Below are 15046 nucleotides of genomic sequence, written 5' to 3'. Positions count from 1 at the left end.
AACGCCGGCGCGCATCCTGCCGCGCCGCCGATTCCAGGAGGACTCACGATGCCTGTCAGCTCCGATACGTCCGCTCGCCCGGTGAAGACGCCGGGCCCCGATCACCCGATCACGGTCGAACCGCACCCGCGGCGCGTCGTGGTCAAGGCGGCCGGCAGGGTCGTCGCGGATACGCGCCGCGCGCTGGCGCTGCGCGAAGCCGCTTACCCGGCCGTGCTCTACATCCCGCGCGAAGACGCCGACCTGACGCTGCTGCAGCGTACCAATCACGCGACGTACTGCCCGTACAAGGGCGACGCGGCCTACTACTCGATTCCGGTCGGCGGCGAGCGCGCGGTCAATGCCGTCTGGACCTACGAGGCGCCCTATCCGGCCGTCGATGCGATCCGCGGGCATCTCGCGTTCTATCCGGATCGCGTCGATTCGATCGAGGAAAGCCCGGCCGGCTCCGATTGAGCCTTGCGGCAGCCGTGCGTCGCGCGCCAGGCGGCCGCGCGTGCGAGGCCGCAATGTAGCCTGCGCGGCCCGCCGTGCCGGCTCGTGCCGGCTAGTTCCGGCCGGTTCCGGTGCTCGTCACCCGCCCGACCGAAGCCACCGACTCCGCCGCTGATTTGCATATGCGGATTCGTTGGTTGGCCGCCGGCCTGCGCGGCCGTATCGTCCTGAATCCGGCGCGGGCCGGTCCGTGGCGCGCATCGCCCGCTTCGGGCCCCGCCCTGCGCCGGCCGCGCCGCCTTTCGCGCGGCCCGTGAACCCGCACGCAGGACGCCTCGATGAACGACACACCGCACGCAGACGTTGAACCGACACCGGCGAACCCGCATCGCCGCCAGTGGCTGCAAGGCGCAGCCGCCGGACTGGCCGGGCTCGCGCTCGGCCCGCTCGCGGGCCTGCCTGCCCACGCGCAAGACAGCGGCACGCGGCTGCGCATCGGTTTCCAGAAATACGGCAACTTCGTCGTGCTCAAGGCGCGCGGCACGCTGGAAAAGCGGCTCGCGAGCCAGGGCGTCACCGTGCAATGGCTCGAATTTCCGGCCGGCCCGCAGTTGCTCGAGGGCCTGAACGCCGGCGCGATCGACGTCGGCACGGTCGGCGAGACGCCGCCGATCTTCGCGCAGGCGGGCGGCGTCGATTTCGTCTACATCGGCAACGAGCCGCCCGCGCCGCAGGGCGAGGCAATCGTCGTGCTGCCCGATTCGCCGATCCGCACCGTCGCACAGCTGCGCGGCAAGAAGGTCGCGTTCAACAAGGGTTCGAACGTCCACTACCTGCTCGTGAAGGCGCTCGAACACGCGGGCCTGACGTACGCCGACATCCAGCCGATCTACCTGACGCCCGCCGACGCACGCGCTGCATTCGTGCAGCGCAGCGTCGATGCATGGGTGATCTGGGATCCGTACCTGGCCGCCGCCGAGCGGCAGATCGGCGCGCGCGTGATCGCGAACGGCGAAGGGCTCGTGCGCAATACGCAGTACTACCTCGCCGCACGCAAATACGCGACCGCACACCCGCAGGTGCTGCGCGCGCTGCTCGACGAAGTCGACGCGGTCGACCGCTGGGCGCGCGACCATGTGCCGGAAGTCGCGGCGCAACTGTCGCCGCTCGTCGGCCTCGACGCGCCGACGCTCGAAGTCGCGCTCAAGCGCGCCGGCTACGGCGTGCAGCCGATCAGCGATGCGACGCTCGCGTATCAGCAGAACATCGCCGACGCGTTCAGCACGCTGAAGCTGATTCCGGGCAAGCTGTCGGTGGCGAGCGCACGCTGATGCACGGCGCGGTACGCATGCGTCAGCGCACGGGTGCGGAGCCGATGCGCCGCCATTCGTCGTAGTCGGTGACGAGGCCCGCTTCGTCGACCGCGATATCGGCCGCATACGTGCCGCTTTCGTAGCGGTACACGTGCTCTGCCGTGCGGGTATAGCGCTGCTCGCCTCGCACGAACCCGAAATCCGGAAAGCGCAGCCACGCCGTATGGATCACGGCGGCCTCGCCGACGGCCAGCCCGAGCCGCCGGATCGGCAGCGTATTCGTCGACGGGCTGAACCCGAGATCGAGGTCGGTCGCGCCCGCGAGCGCCGGTACGTCGACGCCGTCGATCGTCCACCGCCCGGCGTCGCACGCGATCGCCCACTGCCGCGGCGGCTGCGTGCCGCCCCATTGCGTGATGCGTGCCGAGCGCGTGCGCCAGTCGGCGCCGCATGCGATCGCGTAATCGATCCGAAACGGCGCGCCGTCGATCGCACCCGCCACCGATCCCGACAGGTCGATTCCCGTGCGCGACTCGACGAGCCGGCACCATTCGGCGGCCTGCCACGTCTGCACGATCTGCCATGCGACGCAGCGTGTGCGCACCGCTTCATCCTGTTGCGTCATGTCGTCGCCTCCAGTCGTTCGCACGGAAGCGGATTGTCGCGCATCGCGCTGGCGAACACACGCGGCATCGGCAACCGATGGTCAGTATCGGTTCGCCGCGCACCTTCCGGCCGCCCTGCTTTGGTACCATCCGTCGATCGGCATCAACTGGAACCGGACAAGGGGCGCGACTTCATGGATTTGCTGGCGACGATGCGTATCTACGTCAGGGTCGTCGAGCGCGGCACGATGTCCGGCGCGGCGCGGGATCTCGACATGGGCCAGCCGGCTGTCAGTGAGCGCATCGAGCGACTCGAGAAGCATCTCGGCACACGGCTCCTGTTGCGCAGTGCGCGCACCCTCGTGTGCACGGAAGAAGGCCGGATCTTCTACGAACGCAGCAAGGCGCTGCTCGACGCGGCCGACGATGCCGTCGCCTCGGTCTCGAAGACGGAAAACGCACTCGACGGCACGATCCGGCTCGCGGCGCCGCAATGCGTCGGCGAGGTCGTGCTGCCCGGCGTGCTGATGCATGTCCGCAGCGCGTATCCGGGCTTGCACATCGATCTGGTCTTGAACGACGACATCGTCGATCCGGTCACGGAAGGCGTCGACATCTCGATCCGCGTCGGCCAGCTCGGCGACGGCGGGTTCGTCGCGCATCCGGTCGGCGCGGTCGGCCGCCGGCTCGTCGCCGCGCCGTCGTATCTCGAGCGGCACGGCCCGATCGACACGACGGCCGATCTCGCAAACCATCCGTTCATCCGCGTGAAAGGGGTCTTCGCCAGCGAACGGCTGCCGCTGCAGCGCGAAGGCGACGCGCTCGAAACCGTGCGCATCCGCACGATCATGACGACGAGCCACTGGCGCCCGATGTTCGACACGATCGTGGCCGGTGGCGGCATCGGCGTGGTCCAGCAGCCGGCCTGCGCCGACGCGCTCGCGGCCGGCACGCTCGTCGAGCTCCTGCCGCGGTACGCGATTCCCGACTTCGCGCTCAACGTGCTCGTGCACGCGCAGCGGCCGCTGCCCCCGCGCGTGCGGGCCGTCGTCGAACTGCTGAAGCAGGACCTTCCGCCGCTGCTGGCCCGCCCTGCCCGATAACGGCGGCGACCGCCGCCCCCATCACGCCTGCAGCGACTTCCCCGGCTCCTTCACGTGCGCATCGACTTCCATCTGGTAGAAGCGCGCGCTGACGAAGCCGAACAGCGTCCAGCCCAGGAACACGCACAGGCCGCCGAGCATCAGCGCCTGCTCGCCCGAGCTGAACAGCGCATAGAAGCTGTACGCGGTCGCGACCATCGCGATCACGTTCGTCAGCAGCGCCTTGGCCGGCGGCACCTTCGCGACCTTCTGGATCGTAATCAGCGCGGCCATCGACATCACGTAGGGCACGAGGTTCGTGACGACCGCGAGATCGACGATCTTCTGGAACTGGCTGCTCAGCTCCGGGCTGATCGTCATCAGCGCGAGCGCGACCTGCGCGACCAGCAGGATCACCATCCCGACGATCGGCGTGCCGGTGCGCGTCGCCCGCGCGAACACCGGCAGGAAGTAGCCGACATCCGCCGAGCTCTTGAACACCTGCGCGACCGTGAACTGCCAGCCGAGCAGCGAGCCGATGCACGCGATCACCATCAGCGCGGTGACGATCGTGCCGACCGTCGGCGTGAACATCGTCGCGAACGCGATGCCGAACGGCGCGTTCGACGCCGCGAGGATCGCATTGGGTACGATCCCCGCGATCACGTTGGTCGACACGATGTAGAAGATCGCCGACGCGATCGTGCCGCCGAGCACGGCGATCGGCACGTTGCGCTCCGGATTCTCGACGGCGTCCGAGTTCGCGCACGCCGATTCGAGCCCGAGGAACGCCCACAGCGTCACCGCGATCGAGCTGCCGACGGCCGGCCCGAACGGCATGTTGTGCGGATTCCACGCGGCGCCCCAGGTCGCACCGCTGAACCAGAACCAGCCGATCAGCGACACGACGACGACCGGAATGATCACGCCCCACACGGTCACCGAGCCGATCCGGCCGGTGATGCGCGAGCCGCCGAAGTTCGCGACCGTCGTGAGCACGAGCAGGAAGATCGTCCACAGGCACGTCTGCAGCGGCGACAGCGTCGCGTCGAACAGCACGGTGCCGTAGCCGACCGCCGTGACGCCGATCGCGACGTTGGCGATCACGAGCGACAGCCCGTACGTGTAGTTCGCCATGTAGTTGCCGGCCTTGCCGAACGCGTATTCCGCGTAGCCGCCCATCCCGCCCGGCTTGCGGCTCAGCATCCCGCAGCGGGCGAACGCATAGGCCAGCGCGAGCGAGCCGCCGGCCGTGACGATCCACGACAGCAGCGAGATCGTGCCGACCTGCGCGAGCTTCGACGGCAGCAGGATGATGCCGGAGCCCATCATGTTGACCGCCGTGAGGATGGTCAGCTGCCAGACATTCATCCGGTTCTTCGGCGCGGCCGCCGAGGCCGCGCCGGACATGCGCGCTGTGTTTTCCATGATGTCGATCCTTCGATGTGAGGCCGCAGAGCGGCCGGTCGCATGTTCGTCCGTTCGTCCGGCCGGATGCTCAGGCCGTCAGGCAGGTCACGCGGTACGTGCCGTCTTCCACTTCCACGCCGTGCGTGTCGTGCGCGAAGCCCGGGAAGCGCCGGTCGTACGCTTCGAGCGCCTTCAGGTAGCCGAGCACCGGGCCGCCGGCCGGCCCCGCGTTCTCGCCCGGCATCAGCAGCGGAATGCCCGGCGGATACGGCACGACGCCGGTGGCGACGGTGCGTCCGGCCAGCTCTTCGAGCGTGACCTGCTCGACGCGGCCCTGCACCAGATGCTCGTACGCGCGTACCGGGCTCATCTCCGGCTTCGGCAGGATCGAGAAGGCTTCCGACATCAGCCGCGTCGTGCCGAGCTGCTCCATCGCCGCGAACATCGTGTCGGCCAGGTCCTTCAGCCCCATGCCCGCATAGCGCGAACCATGTTCCTTCGCGAGCGACGGAATCGCCATGTCGAGCGACAGGTTCGCGTCGTAGTCGCGCTTGAAATCGCACAGCGCGCTGACGAGCGAGCCCCACTTGCCCTTCGTGATGCCGATCGAGAACAGGAACAGGATCGTGAAATCGGTCGTCTTCTCGACGACGATCCCGCGCGCGTCGAGATACGCGGTCACGACGCTCGCCGGAATGCCGACCGGCATCAGGCCGCCGGCCGGCGCGACGCCCGGCGTGACGATCGACACTTTGATCGGATCGAGCATGCAGTAGCCGTCCTCGATATTGCCGAAGCCGTGCCATTGCGCGCCGGGGCGCAGCACCCAGCACGACGGGTCGCTCGCGAGCAGCTCGGGCGGCGCATCATGGAACGGCAGCGTGCGGCCCGTGCGTGTCTCGAGCACGGTGTCGGGCTGCCAGCATTCGAAGAACCAGTCACCCTTCGCGCTGAACTCGCCGTTCATCCGCGCGATCATCTGCCGGAACGCGACGGCCTCCTCGATCGACTCGTGCGTGAGCGCCGCACCGCCGGGGCCGTCCATCATCGCGGCCGCGACGTCGTTCGACGCGATGATCGCGTAGTTCGGCGACGTCGACGCATGCATCATGAACGTTTCGTTGAACTGGGCATGCGGAATCGGGTTGCGGCCGTCGCGCACGTGGATGTACGACGCCTGCGACAGCGCGGTCAGCAGCTTGTGCGTCGACTGCGTCGCGAACACCGTCGGACGGTCCGCACGATGATCGCGCGGGTCGCCGTGCATTGCATGGCGATCGCGGTAGATCGGGTTGAAGCGCGCGTAGCCGTACCAGGCTTCGTCGAAATGCAGCCGGTCGACGCTCGCGCCGAGCAGTTCCTCGACGCGCGCGACGTTGTAGCACAGGCCGTCGTACGTCGAGTTGGTGACGATCGCATGCTTCGGCTGACGGTCGGCGAGCTCGGCTGCGAGCGGGTTCGACGCGATCGCCTCGCGGATCGCCGTCTGCGTGAGGCGCTCCGACGCGATCGGTCCGATGATCCCGTAGCGGTTGCGCGTCGGCACGAGGTAAGTCGGAATCGCGCCCGACATCGTCATCGCATGCTCGGCCGACTTGTGGCAATTGCGATCGCACAGCGCGATCTGGTCGCGGCTCACGCTCGCCATCAGGATGATGCGGTTCGACGTCGACGAGCCGTTGGTCACGTGATACGTGCGATGCGCGCCGAACACGCGCGCCGCGTAGCGCTCGCTTTCGCCGATCGGGCCCGAGTGGTCGAGCAGCGAGCCGAGCTCGCCGACCGAGATCGACAGGTCGGAACGGAACAGCGCTTCGCCGAAGTATTCGAAGAACGCGCGGCCGACCGGCGATTTCAGGAAGCCCGTGCCGCCCGTGTGGCCGGGCGTATGCCACGAGTATTCATAGACGCGTGAGAATTTCGCGAGCGCGCCGAACATCGGCGGCAACACGGTGGCGCGATAGCGTTCGATCGCCGCATGGATGCGCCCGCCGATGAAGTCGGCCGTATCTTCGAGCAGCCACACGAAATCGTCGACCTGGCCCATCACCGCGGACGGCACCGTCGACGCGACGCTGCGGTCGGCCAGCAGGAAGATCGGCACGTTGCCGTTGCGATGCCGGACCGCGTCGACCACGGCCTCGGACGGCCCGTGGCCGTCCACGCCGAGATCCCAGTCGAGCAGCACGCACTGGATCGATGGATCGGAACGGATCAGCATGATCGCGTCGTCGGCCGAGGTTGCCGTGAGCACGTCGATGTCGCGCTGCGCGAGCTCCGCGCTCAGCGTGCGGACCGCTCGCCCGGTCGCGGTTTCCTGGGTGATCTCGTCGTCGACCAAAAGCGCGCGCATGCCGAGACGGCGAATGCCACCGACGGACGTATTCATGTTGTTGCCCTCGTTGTTCCGATGCTTCGTTGGGGTGATGCGTCTCACGAGCACGCGGACAGCAGGCCACGGGCGGCGGCGTGAGACGCTCGCAAATCCGATTTGATTCGCCATCCAATTCGGTGCCGACTATGCCATAGATGCCATTCGATGAAAAGCAGGCGATTCGGCGAAACTGGTGGCTGTTTTCAAATAGTATTTCACGATTGGTTCATTTTGATGTGCATTGCAGCATGTCAATTCCTGATTATTTGATCATCCTCATCCTGCACTGAGATTGTCGATTCCGGTCGATTGAATTTGCGTGGTTTTGTTGCTACGATCGGCTGCGCCGTGCATTGACCGATGGCGGCTGTGCCTCGCCGGACAAGGCTTCTTCGTGCGGCGCGCCAATCGGTATTCAGCATTCCGCGGGAGCATTTCAATCGGCTGCAGCGCGTATCGGATTACGCAGATTACGCAACCGTGCGAATGTGGCTCCCGCATCCGCACATTTACGGGAGAGTTCGCGTGAGCCTGTTGAAAATCGCAGTCGAGCCGGCGCTGATTGGCGCCTTCCTCACCACGCATGAACAGGTCGATGTATTTCAGACCGATTTCACGAATATCGCGGCAATCGTCGTCGGAATCGAATCGGCGCAACAGGTGCTTAAAACCGTCGAAAGAACCGGGTTCGCGATTCCATTCTTCATTGCGGTCGAGCCCAACCAGGAAGTGCCGCCGTCGATCCTGCCGAGCGCGAGCGGCGTGATCCAGCTCCGCCACGGCGGCCGCCACTACTACGGCCGGCAGATCTCCGCCGCCGCCGACATCTACAGCGAAAACCTGCTGCCGCCGTTCTTCAAGGTGATGCGCGACTACGTGCAGCGCGGCTACGTCGAGTTCGACTGCCCGGGCCACCAGGGCGGCCAGTTCTTCTCGAATCACCCGCTCGGCCGGATGTTCTTCGACTTCTTCGGCGAAACGATCTTTCGCGCCGACCTCTGCAACGCCGACGTCCGGCTCGGCGACCTGCTGATCCACGAAGGCCCCGCGCTGGAAGCGCAGCGCAATGCCGCGCGGATCTACAACGCGGACAAGACCTACTTCGTGCTGAACGGCACGTCGACGTCGAACAAGGTCGTCACGAGCGCGCTGCTCGCCCCCGACGATCTCGTGCTGTTCGATCGCAACAACCACAAGTCGGTACACCTCGGTGCGCTGGTGCTGTCCGGCGCGCGGCCGGTCTACCTCGAAACCGCGCGCAACGCGTGGGGCCTCATCGGCGGCGTCGACAGCGCGGCGCTCGACGAAGCCCGCATTCGCGACGCGATCCGCGACGTCGCGCCGGAGCGCGCCGAACGGCCGCGCCCGTTCCGGCTCGCGGTGATCCAGCTCGGCACCTACGACGGCACGATCTACAACGCGCGCGAGATCGTCGACCGGATCGGGCACCTGTGCGACTACATCCTGTTCGATTCGGCGTGGGTCGGCTACGAGCAGTTCATCCCGATGATGCAGGACTGCTCGCCGCTGATGCTCACGCTCGGCCCCGACGATCCCGGCATCTTCGTCACGCAGTCGGTGCACAAGCAGCAGGCCGGTTTCTCACAGACGTCGCAGATCCACAAGAAGGACAGTCACATCGAAGGCCAGAAGCGCTTCTGCGATCACCGGCGCTTCAACAACGCGTACATGATCCATGCGTCGACGAGCCCGTTCTACCCGATGTTCGCGGCGCTCGACGTGAACGCGCAGATGCATGCGGGCCCGGCCGGCAAACGCCTGTGGCGCGACTGCGTCGCGCACGGCGTCGACGCGCGCAAGCTGCTGATGAAGACCTGCCGCCAGATTCGCCCGTTCGTTCCGCAACAGATCGACGGCCGCCCGTGGGCCGATTACCCGACCGAGCAGATCGTCGACGACCTGCGCTTCTTCCGCTTCCACCCGACCGATACGTGGCACGGCTTCGAAGGCTATGCGGACGATCAGTATTTCGTCGATCCGTGCAAGCTGCTGCTGACGACACCCGGCATCGATCGCGACACGCACGAATATGCGCCGTTCGGCGCGCCGGCGCCGATCCTGGCGCGCTACCTGCGCGAGCACGGCGTCGTGCCCGAGAAGGCCGACCTGTACACGATCCTGTTCCTGCTCACGCCGTCGGAAAGCTTCGGCAAGCTGCAGCATCTGGTCGCGCACCTCGCGCAGTTCGAACGGCATCTCGACCAGGACACGCCGCTGCGCGAAGCGATTCCGTCGCTGTGCGAAGCGTATCCGGAGCTGTACGGCAACATGCGCTTGCGGCAACTGTGCCAGCGGATGCACGACTTCTACCGCAGCCACGACATGAAGCATCTGCAGAAGCTGATGTTCCGGCGCGCACAATTCCCGAAGCAGGCGATCTCGCCGCAGGCCGCGAATGCCGAGCTGATCCGCAACAACGTCGAGCTCGTCACGCTCGATCGCATCGAAGGCCGGATCGCGACCGAAGGCGCGCTGCCCTACCCGCCCGGCATCTTCTGCGTGGTGCCCGGCGAAGTATGGGGCGGCCCGGCGCTCGACTACTTCCGCGCGCTCGAAGCCGGGATCAACGCGCTGCCGGGTTTCGAGCCGGAAATCCAGGGTGTCTATCTGCAAACCCTGCCGGATGGCACGAAGCAGGCGTCGGCGTACGTCGTGGCGGCCGGCGCCGACGCGTCACGCGCGTAAGGCGGCCGGTGGCGGTGTAGCCCGTGCGGCAAACGGCGCGCGCATCGTGAATGCGCCGCCTCGCCGATCGCGCGGTCGGCGTGTATCATCGCCGCCATCATGCCGATCCGTTCGCTCCGTCCGCTGCTGACCGCCGCCGCCCTCTCCGTCTCCGTTGCGTCACATGCGCAGCAGGTCGGCGTCGTCGCGTTCGGTGTCTACTACACGCCGAACGCGCACCTGAAGGCCGGCACATCGCTGCAGATCGTGCCGGACGACGACAAGGGTATCGCGCACTGCTGCGCCACGATTACCGGGCCGGCGAGCAAGCCGGCCAATCAGATATACGACAACCTGCACGACGACCGGAGCGAAGGCCGGACGATCGTCGCGTATGCACTGTCGCTGCCGAAGTCCGTGCCGGCGGACGCGAGCGGCTTCGGCGTCGTCGGCACCGCTCGCTTCGTGCGTCAGGGTGCCCAACCGGAAGCCGTACTCGACGGCGGTCTGCCACTCGCGTTCTCGACCTGCACGTCGACGGAAGGCACGCATTATCTCGGACGCAAGGTCGGCAACGGCAAGTTGCTCGTTCATCTGTATCAATACTTCGACGGCGACCTCGAGCCGACCTGCAAGGATCGCGACCTGAAGTAACGCGATGCGGCATGCAAACGACAGCGTGCCGTCGCCTGCCTGCCGTCGACGCGCCGCCGCGTCACCACGCCTGCCGGTAAATCTCCAGCGCGTCGGCCTCCGTCACCTCGCGCGGGTTGTTCACGAGCAGGCGCGTCTGCAGCATCGCGTCCGATGCCATCCTCGGCAGGTCGCCCTCGCCGATGCCGACGTCGCGCAGCGTGCGCGGGATGCCCGTCGCGACGATCAGCCGGTCGATCTCGGCGATCAGCGCGTGCGTGCGCGCTTCATCGCTGCCCGTCGCCGACGGCGCGACGATCGCCGCGAGCTCCGCATACAGCGGCGCGGCAGCCGGCGCGTTGAAACGCAGCACGTGCGGCAGCACGAGCGCATTCGACAGTCCGTGCGGCACATGGAAGATCCCGCCGACCGGATAGGCCAGCGCATGCACGGCCGCGACCGGTGCATTCGCGAACGCCTGCCCCGCGAACATCGCGCCAACCAGCATCGCCTCCCGCGCGTCGCGGTTGCCGCCGTCGTCGCACGCCGCGAGCAGGTTGCGCGACAGCAGCGTCAGCGCGTGCACGGCCAGCATGTCGGACACCGGGTTCTTCAGCCGCGCGGACGTGTACGCCTCGATCGCATGCACCATCGCGTCGATCCCCGTCGCTGCCGTGGCGGCGCGCGGCAGGCCGAGCGTCAGTTCGGCGTCGAGGATCGCGACGTCCGCGAACAGGTGCGGCGACACGACGCCCATCTTGCGCGCCTCGCCGACCGTGACGATCGACACGGCCGTGACTTCCGAACCGGTGCCGGCCGTCGTCGGCATCTGCACGAGCGGCAGCCGCGCGCTCGTGACCTTGTCGACGCCGTACATGTCGGCCAGCGCCTGCTGCCCCGGCGCGAGCGCCGCGATCAGCTTCGCGACGTCCATCGACGATCCGCCGCCCAGGCCGAGCACGATCTCGGCATCGGCCGCGACGGCCCGCTCGGTCGCCTCCAGCACCACGTGCTCGGGCGGATCGGCGATCACGTCGTCGATCACGGTGACTTGCCAGCCGTGCGCGGCGAGGCTCTCCAGCGCGGGCGCGAGCACGCCGCTGCGATGCAGGAAACCGTCGGTGACGACACACAGCCGCACGAGCGCCGGAAAGCGTTCGCGCAACAACGCGCCGAGCCGGCGCGCGGCGCCGAATTCGACGACCTGCGTCGGAACGGTACGGAATTGAAACGGGTTCATCGGGTGCCTCCCGGTGGCGTCGCCGTGCCGGTGTCCGGCTGCACCATGTAGCGCGACACGTCGCGGCGATCGAGCAACGGAATGATCGCGCCGATCCCGATCCGCTGGAAATGCGGCGTTTCCCGATGCACGTCGAGACCGTCTGCGTCGCGGTAGCGTTCGAGGATCACGATGTGGTCGGGGTCTTCCGGCGACCGGAAATACCCATAGTCGAGATTCTTCGGCTCGGCGCGCGTCGGCGGCGCGAGCTCGGCGAGCAATTCGATCACGCGGTCGCCGTTGCCGGGCTTCGCGTAGTAATGCGCGATGACCTGAAGGTAAGGTTCGTTCATGGTGCGCTCCGTGTTCGACTAGGGCCCGCCACGACGGGGACGCACGTCACGCGCGGCGAACCGGAGGGATCCGGACGCGACGGCGCAACGCCGTGTCGCTGGCTGGTCGTCGCATTGTATTGAATCGGCGCGGCGTTCGCAGTGACGACATTGGGCCACAAAAACGTGGAGAATCCCGTACCCCGTTCACCGCACGGCATCGCACGGCGCGGCATCGCACGGCACGGCACGGCACGGCATGGCATGGCATGGCATGGCGGATCGTAATTGCCCGCTACCCGCGCGAGGCGCCGTTCACCACGGCACCGTCCGCCCCAGATAGTCGAGATATTCGAGCCCGGGCCGCACCCGCTTCGCGATCAGCACGTCGACCAGACTCGGCACGCTTTCCTCGATCGTCAGGCGCGCATCGGGCCCGCCCAGCTCCGTGCGGACCCAGCCGGGCGCCATCAGCGCCATCGCACGCCGCGTATCGGCCTGACGCGCCGCGAAGCTGCGCATGAACTGGTTCAGCGCGGCCTTGCTGCCGCGATAGACCTCGCGCATCCCGCTGACGTTGTTCGCGACGCTGCCCTGCCCCGACGACATCGCGCCGATCAGGCCGTCCGCGGTCACGAGATCCTGCAGCATCTCGATCACGCGCATCGGCGCCAGCGCATTCGTGATCATCACGCGCACGAACTCGTCGGTCGTCACTTCGCCGATCGTTTCGGTTGGCTCGTTCGTCGTTCCCGCATTCACGAACAGCATGTCGAAGCGCCGGCCCGACAGCCGCTCGCGCAGCGCGGCCAGTTGCACCGGCTCGCCGATGTCGAGCGTCTCGATGTCGAGCCGGCCGTCGAACCGGCCGGCGAGGTCGTGCAGCTTCGTGCGCCCCGATCCTGCGCGCACGGTGCCCGTTACGCGCCACCCCTTGTCAAGCAACACCTCCGCCATCGCGAGCCCGAGGCCGCGCGAGGCCGCGACGAGCAGGATCGCGGGCACATTTCCGTTCGATACAGTTGATTGCATGGTTTCCGCCTTTGCCGGGTTTCGTCATGCAGCCACTATAGGTGCGCATCACGACAGGCGCCAGACGCACCCGATTCAACTTATAGTTGCACTGAACGCCGTGTCAAATCGCACGGTGGCGTATCCTGTCGGCATGGAAGCCATCGACCTGAATCTCGTCACGGCGCTCGACGTGCTGCTGTCGGAAGGCAGCGTGACCGGTGCCGCACGCCGGCTTGGCCTGAGCACGTCCGCGATGAGCCGCACGCTCACGCGGCTGCGGATCGCCACCGGCGATCCGTTGCTCGTGCGCGCCGGGCGCAAGCTCGTGCCGACGCCACACGCGGCCGCGTTGCGCGACCGCGTGCATGCCATCGCAAGCGATGCGCGTGCGGTGCTGCGGCCGGCGACGGCCGACGTGGACATCGCGACGCACGCATCCACGTTCACCCTCCGCGCGGCCGCATCGTTCATGGAAATGCTGTCCGGCCCGGTGGTCGCCGCACTCGGCGAAATCGCACCGCAGGTGCGCATCCGCTTCGTCCCGAAGCCCGACCGCGATCCGCAAGCGCTGCGCGACGGCACCGTCGACCTGGAAATCGGCAAGCGCGGCGACGATGCCCCCGAGCTGCACACGCGCATGCTGTTTCACGACTGGCACGTCGCGGTGGCGCGCGCCGGGCATCCGCTGTTCGCGTCGGGCAGGATCAAGCCCGCACGCTATGCGGCCTGCCGTCACGTGATCGCGTCGCAGCTCGGCGATTTCGGCGGGCCGGCCGACGACTCGACCGACAGGGCCCGCCCGGGCCACACCGTGCAGGTCGTCGTACCGGGCTACCCCGATGCGATGCGGGTCGCGGCCAGCACCGACCTGATCGCGCTCGTGCCGCGCTCGAGTCTCGGCAACGCGTTCTCGCCGGGGCTCACGGAGGCCCTCGGGCTGCGCAGCTTCGAGATCCCGGAGCACCTGCCCGAAATTCTCGTTTCCGCGCTGTGGCATCCGCGCATGCACGGCGACCCGGTACATCGCCGCCTGCGCGATGCGATCATCGCCGTCTGCCAGCGCGCGTATCCGGATGGCCGCGCGCCGCGCCCACCGGTGCGTCGCACCGGCACGCGCGCGGCAGGCTGACGCACAGCTCAAACGAGCCTGCCGCCGCCGTCGATGTGCAGGATCTCGCCATTCATGAAGCCGTTGCCGAGCAGGAACGCAATCGCTTCCCCCACTTCATCGGCACGCCCCACACGGCCACCGGGCAGCGCCGATGCCGCGCCCGCGAGGATCGTATCGCGCGCTTCCGTGCCGAACGCGTCATACAGCGGCGTTTCGACGAAGCCGGGCGCGACGACGTTCACGCGAATCGGCTTCAATTCGAGCGCGAGCGACTGCGCCAGCGCCTCGACGCCGCGCACGGCGGCGGCAATGACGGACGTGCCGTGTGCGGCCGGACGATCCGACAGTTGCCCGCCGGTCAGCACGATCGAGCCGGTGGCGGGCATCAGCGGCAACGCGGCCCGGATCGCGTAGACCGGCCCGGCGATCCGCTCCTGCAGCGCGACGAGCAAGTGATCGGGATCGGTCTCGTTCAGCTTGCCGGCAATGAAGCGGCCGGCGGTAATGACCAGGTGATCGACGCGCGCGATCGCGTCGAAGACGGCCTGCACCGCATGCCGGTCCGCGATGTCGGCCACTGCGATGCGCGCGCCGCCGATCGCTTGCGCGGCAGCCTCGAGCTTCGCGCGGGTCCGGCCGACCAGCGTGACGCTCGCGCCGTTCGCCTTCGCGGCGGCCGCCGCCTCGAGGCCGATTCCGGAGCTCCCGCCGAATACCACGACGTGCGCACCGTCCAGTGCAGAAGATTGCGTTGCCTCGTTCATGTCGACTCCTCATCAGGGGTTGAAGGTTCACGAACGTTAGGCCATTCCCTGTTGCGCAGGAACGTGGGA

The 15046-nt window shown here is 67.6% G+C and carries 13 protein-coding genes; 6 read left to right on the top strand and 7 right to left on the bottom strand.

The window, feature by feature from the left end:
* Positions 1-48 precede the first annotated feature (48 nt).
* Together BDO18943_RS30480 and BDO18943_RS30475 are read left to right on the top strand one after the other, a co-directional pair.
* The gene (locus BDO18943_RS30480) at positions 49-456 is read left to right on the top strand and encodes a DUF427 domain-containing protein (RefSeq protein ID WP_043179453.1); all 408 of its coding nucleotides are present in this window, start codon (positions 49-51) and stop codon (positions 454-456) included.
* 317 nt (positions 457-773) lie between these two features.
* The gene (locus tag BDO18943_RS30475) at positions 774-1766 is read left to right on the top strand and encodes a sulfonate ABC transporter substrate-binding protein (RefSeq protein ID WP_175025202.1); all 993 of its coding nucleotides are present in this window, start codon (positions 774-776) and stop codon (positions 1764-1766) included.
* Between the two features lie 22 nt (positions 1767-1788).
* Here the strand turns inward: BDO18943_RS30475 and BDO18943_RS30470 are convergent, their stop codons facing one another.
* Complete coding sequence (locus tag BDO18943_RS30470) at positions 1789-2373, bottom strand: putative glycolipid-binding domain-containing protein (protein ID WP_175025201.1); 585 nt, start codon at positions 2371-2373, stop codon at positions 1789-1791.
* Between the two features lie 174 nt (positions 2374-2547).
* On the opposite strand from BDO18943_RS30470, the gene BDO18943_RS30465 reads away from it, so the two are divergent.
* Positions 2548-3456 carry a LysR family transcriptional regulator gene (locus BDO18943_RS30465; protein ID WP_175025200.1) on the top strand — a complete coding sequence of 303 codons (909 nt, stop codon included), beginning with the start codon at positions 2548-2550 and terminating at the stop codon, positions 3454-3456.
* A 21-nt stretch (positions 3457-3477) separates the two neighbouring features.
* Here the strand turns inward: BDO18943_RS30465 and potE are convergent, their stop codons facing one another.
* Positions 3478-4863: a putrescine-ornithine antiporter gene (gene potE / locus BDO18943_RS30460; protein ID WP_043179463.1), complete on the bottom strand. Its 1386-nt coding sequence runs from the start codon at positions 4861-4863 to the stop codon at positions 3478-3480.
* Positions 4864-4933: 70 nt separating this feature from the next.
* Entirely contained in the window at positions 4934-7234 is a 2301-nt protein-coding gene (locus tag BDO18943_RS30455) for an Orn/Lys/Arg family decarboxylase (protein ID WP_175025199.1), read from the bottom strand.
* A 510-nt stretch (positions 7235-7744) separates the two neighbouring features.
* On the opposite strand from BDO18943_RS30455, the gene BDO18943_RS30450 reads away from it, so the two are divergent.
* Both BDO18943_RS30450 and BDO18943_RS30445 read left to right on the top strand, forming a co-directional pair.
* Complete coding sequence (locus tag BDO18943_RS30450) at positions 7745-9925, top strand: ornithine decarboxylase (RefSeq protein WP_175025198.1); 2181 nt, start codon at positions 7745-7747, stop codon at positions 9923-9925.
* Between the two features lie 99 nt (positions 9926-10024).
* Positions 10025-10558, top strand: coding sequence for a hypothetical protein (locus BDO18943_RS30445; RefSeq protein ID WP_175025197.1), 534 nt, complete (start codon positions 10025-10027; stop codon positions 10556-10558).
* A 61-nt stretch (positions 10559-10619) separates the two neighbouring features.
* On the opposite strand, the gene BDO18943_RS30440 is transcribed toward BDO18943_RS30445, so the two are convergent.
* The 3 genes from BDO18943_RS30440 to BDO18943_RS30430 all read right to left on the bottom strand — a co-directional run bounded on the left by BDO18943_RS30440 (position 10620) and on the right by BDO18943_RS30430 (position 13120).
* Positions 10620-11777: an iron-containing alcohol dehydrogenase gene (locus BDO18943_RS30440; protein WP_175025196.1), complete on the bottom strand. Its 1158-nt coding sequence runs from the start codon at positions 11775-11777 to the stop codon at positions 10620-10622.
* Positions 11774-12109, bottom strand: coding sequence for a putative quinol monooxygenase (locus tag BDO18943_RS30435; protein WP_175025195.1), 336 nt, complete (start codon positions 12107-12109; stop codon positions 11774-11776). The genes BDO18943_RS30440 and BDO18943_RS30435 overlap by 4 nt, the downstream gene beginning before the upstream one ends.
* Before the next feature lie 294 nt (positions 12110-12403).
* Positions 12404-13120 carry an SDR family NAD(P)-dependent oxidoreductase gene (locus BDO18943_RS30430; RefSeq protein ID WP_175025194.1) on the bottom strand — a complete coding sequence of 239 codons (717 nt, stop codon included), beginning with the start codon at positions 13118-13120 and terminating at the stop codon, positions 12404-12406.
* Between the two features lie 133 nt (positions 13121-13253).
* Between BDO18943_RS30430 and BDO18943_RS30425 the strand changes: the two genes are divergently transcribed.
* Positions 13254-14231 (top strand): LysR family transcriptional regulator, encoded by a 978-nt coding sequence (locus BDO18943_RS30425; protein ID WP_175025193.1) that lies wholly within the window; start codon positions 13254-13256, stop codon positions 14229-14231.
* Between the two features lie 8 nt (positions 14232-14239).
* Here the strand turns inward: BDO18943_RS30425 and BDO18943_RS30420 are convergent, their stop codons facing one another.
* On the bottom strand, positions 14240-14977 hold the full coding sequence (locus BDO18943_RS30420) for an SDR family oxidoreductase (protein ID WP_175025192.1): 738 nt from the start codon (positions 14975-14977) through the stop codon (positions 14240-14242).
* Positions 14978-15046 lie beyond the last annotated feature (69 nt).

The sequence above is a fragment of the Burkholderia aenigmatica genome (assembly GCF_902499175.1).
GTDB classification, from domain to species: Bacteria; Pseudomonadota; Gammaproteobacteria; order Burkholderiales; family Burkholderiaceae; genus Burkholderia; species Burkholderia aenigmatica.
Note: the sequence above shows the minus strand (reverse complement) of the source record. Positions and strands in the feature narration are given on the sequence as shown.

Excerpts from the sequence above, each read along its gene's own strand:
- BDO18943_RS30480 (WP_043179453.1), top strand. The coding sequence starts at position 49 with ATGCCTGTCAGCTCCGATACGTCCGCTCGCCCGGTGAAGACGCCGGGC.
- BDO18943_RS30475 (WP_175025202.1), top strand. The coding sequence starts at position 774 with ATGAACGACACACCGCACGCAGACGTTGAACCGACACCGGCGAACCCG.
- BDO18943_RS30470 (WP_175025201.1), bottom strand. The coding sequence starts at position 2,373 with ATGACGCAACAGGATGAAGCGGTGCGCACACGCTGCGTCGCATGGCAG.
- BDO18943_RS30465 (WP_175025200.1), top strand. The coding sequence starts at position 2,548 with ATGGATTTGCTGGCGACGATGCGTATCTACGTCAGGGTCGTCGAGCGC.
- potE (WP_043179463.1), bottom strand. The coding sequence starts at position 4,863 with ATGGAAAACACAGCGCGCATGTCCGGCGCGGCCTCGGCGGCCGCGCCG.
- BDO18943_RS30455 (WP_175025199.1), bottom strand. The coding sequence starts at position 7,234 with ATGAATACGTCCGTCGGTGGCATTCGCCGTCTCGGCATGCGCGCGCTT.
- BDO18943_RS30445 (WP_175025197.1), top strand. The coding sequence starts at position 10,025 with ATGCCGATCCGTTCGCTCCGTCCGCTGCTGACCGCCGCCGCCCTCTCC.
- BDO18943_RS30440 (WP_175025196.1), bottom strand. The coding sequence starts at position 11,777 with ATGAACCCGTTTCAATTCCGTACCGTTCCGACGCAGGTCGTCGAATTC.
- BDO18943_RS30435 (WP_175025195.1), bottom strand. The coding sequence starts at position 12,109 with ATGAACGAACCTTACCTTCAGGTCATCGCGCATTACTACGCGAAGCCC.
- BDO18943_RS30430 (WP_175025194.1), bottom strand. The coding sequence starts at position 13,120 with ATGCAATCAACTGTATCGAACGGAAATGTGCCCGCGATCCTGCTCGTC.
- BDO18943_RS30425 (WP_175025193.1), top strand. The coding sequence starts at position 13,254 with ATGGAAGCCATCGACCTGAATCTCGTCACGGCGCTCGACGTGCTGCTG.
- BDO18943_RS30420 (WP_175025192.1), bottom strand. The coding sequence starts at position 14,977 with ATGAACGAGGCAACGCAATCTTCTGCACTGGACGGTGCGCACGTCGTG.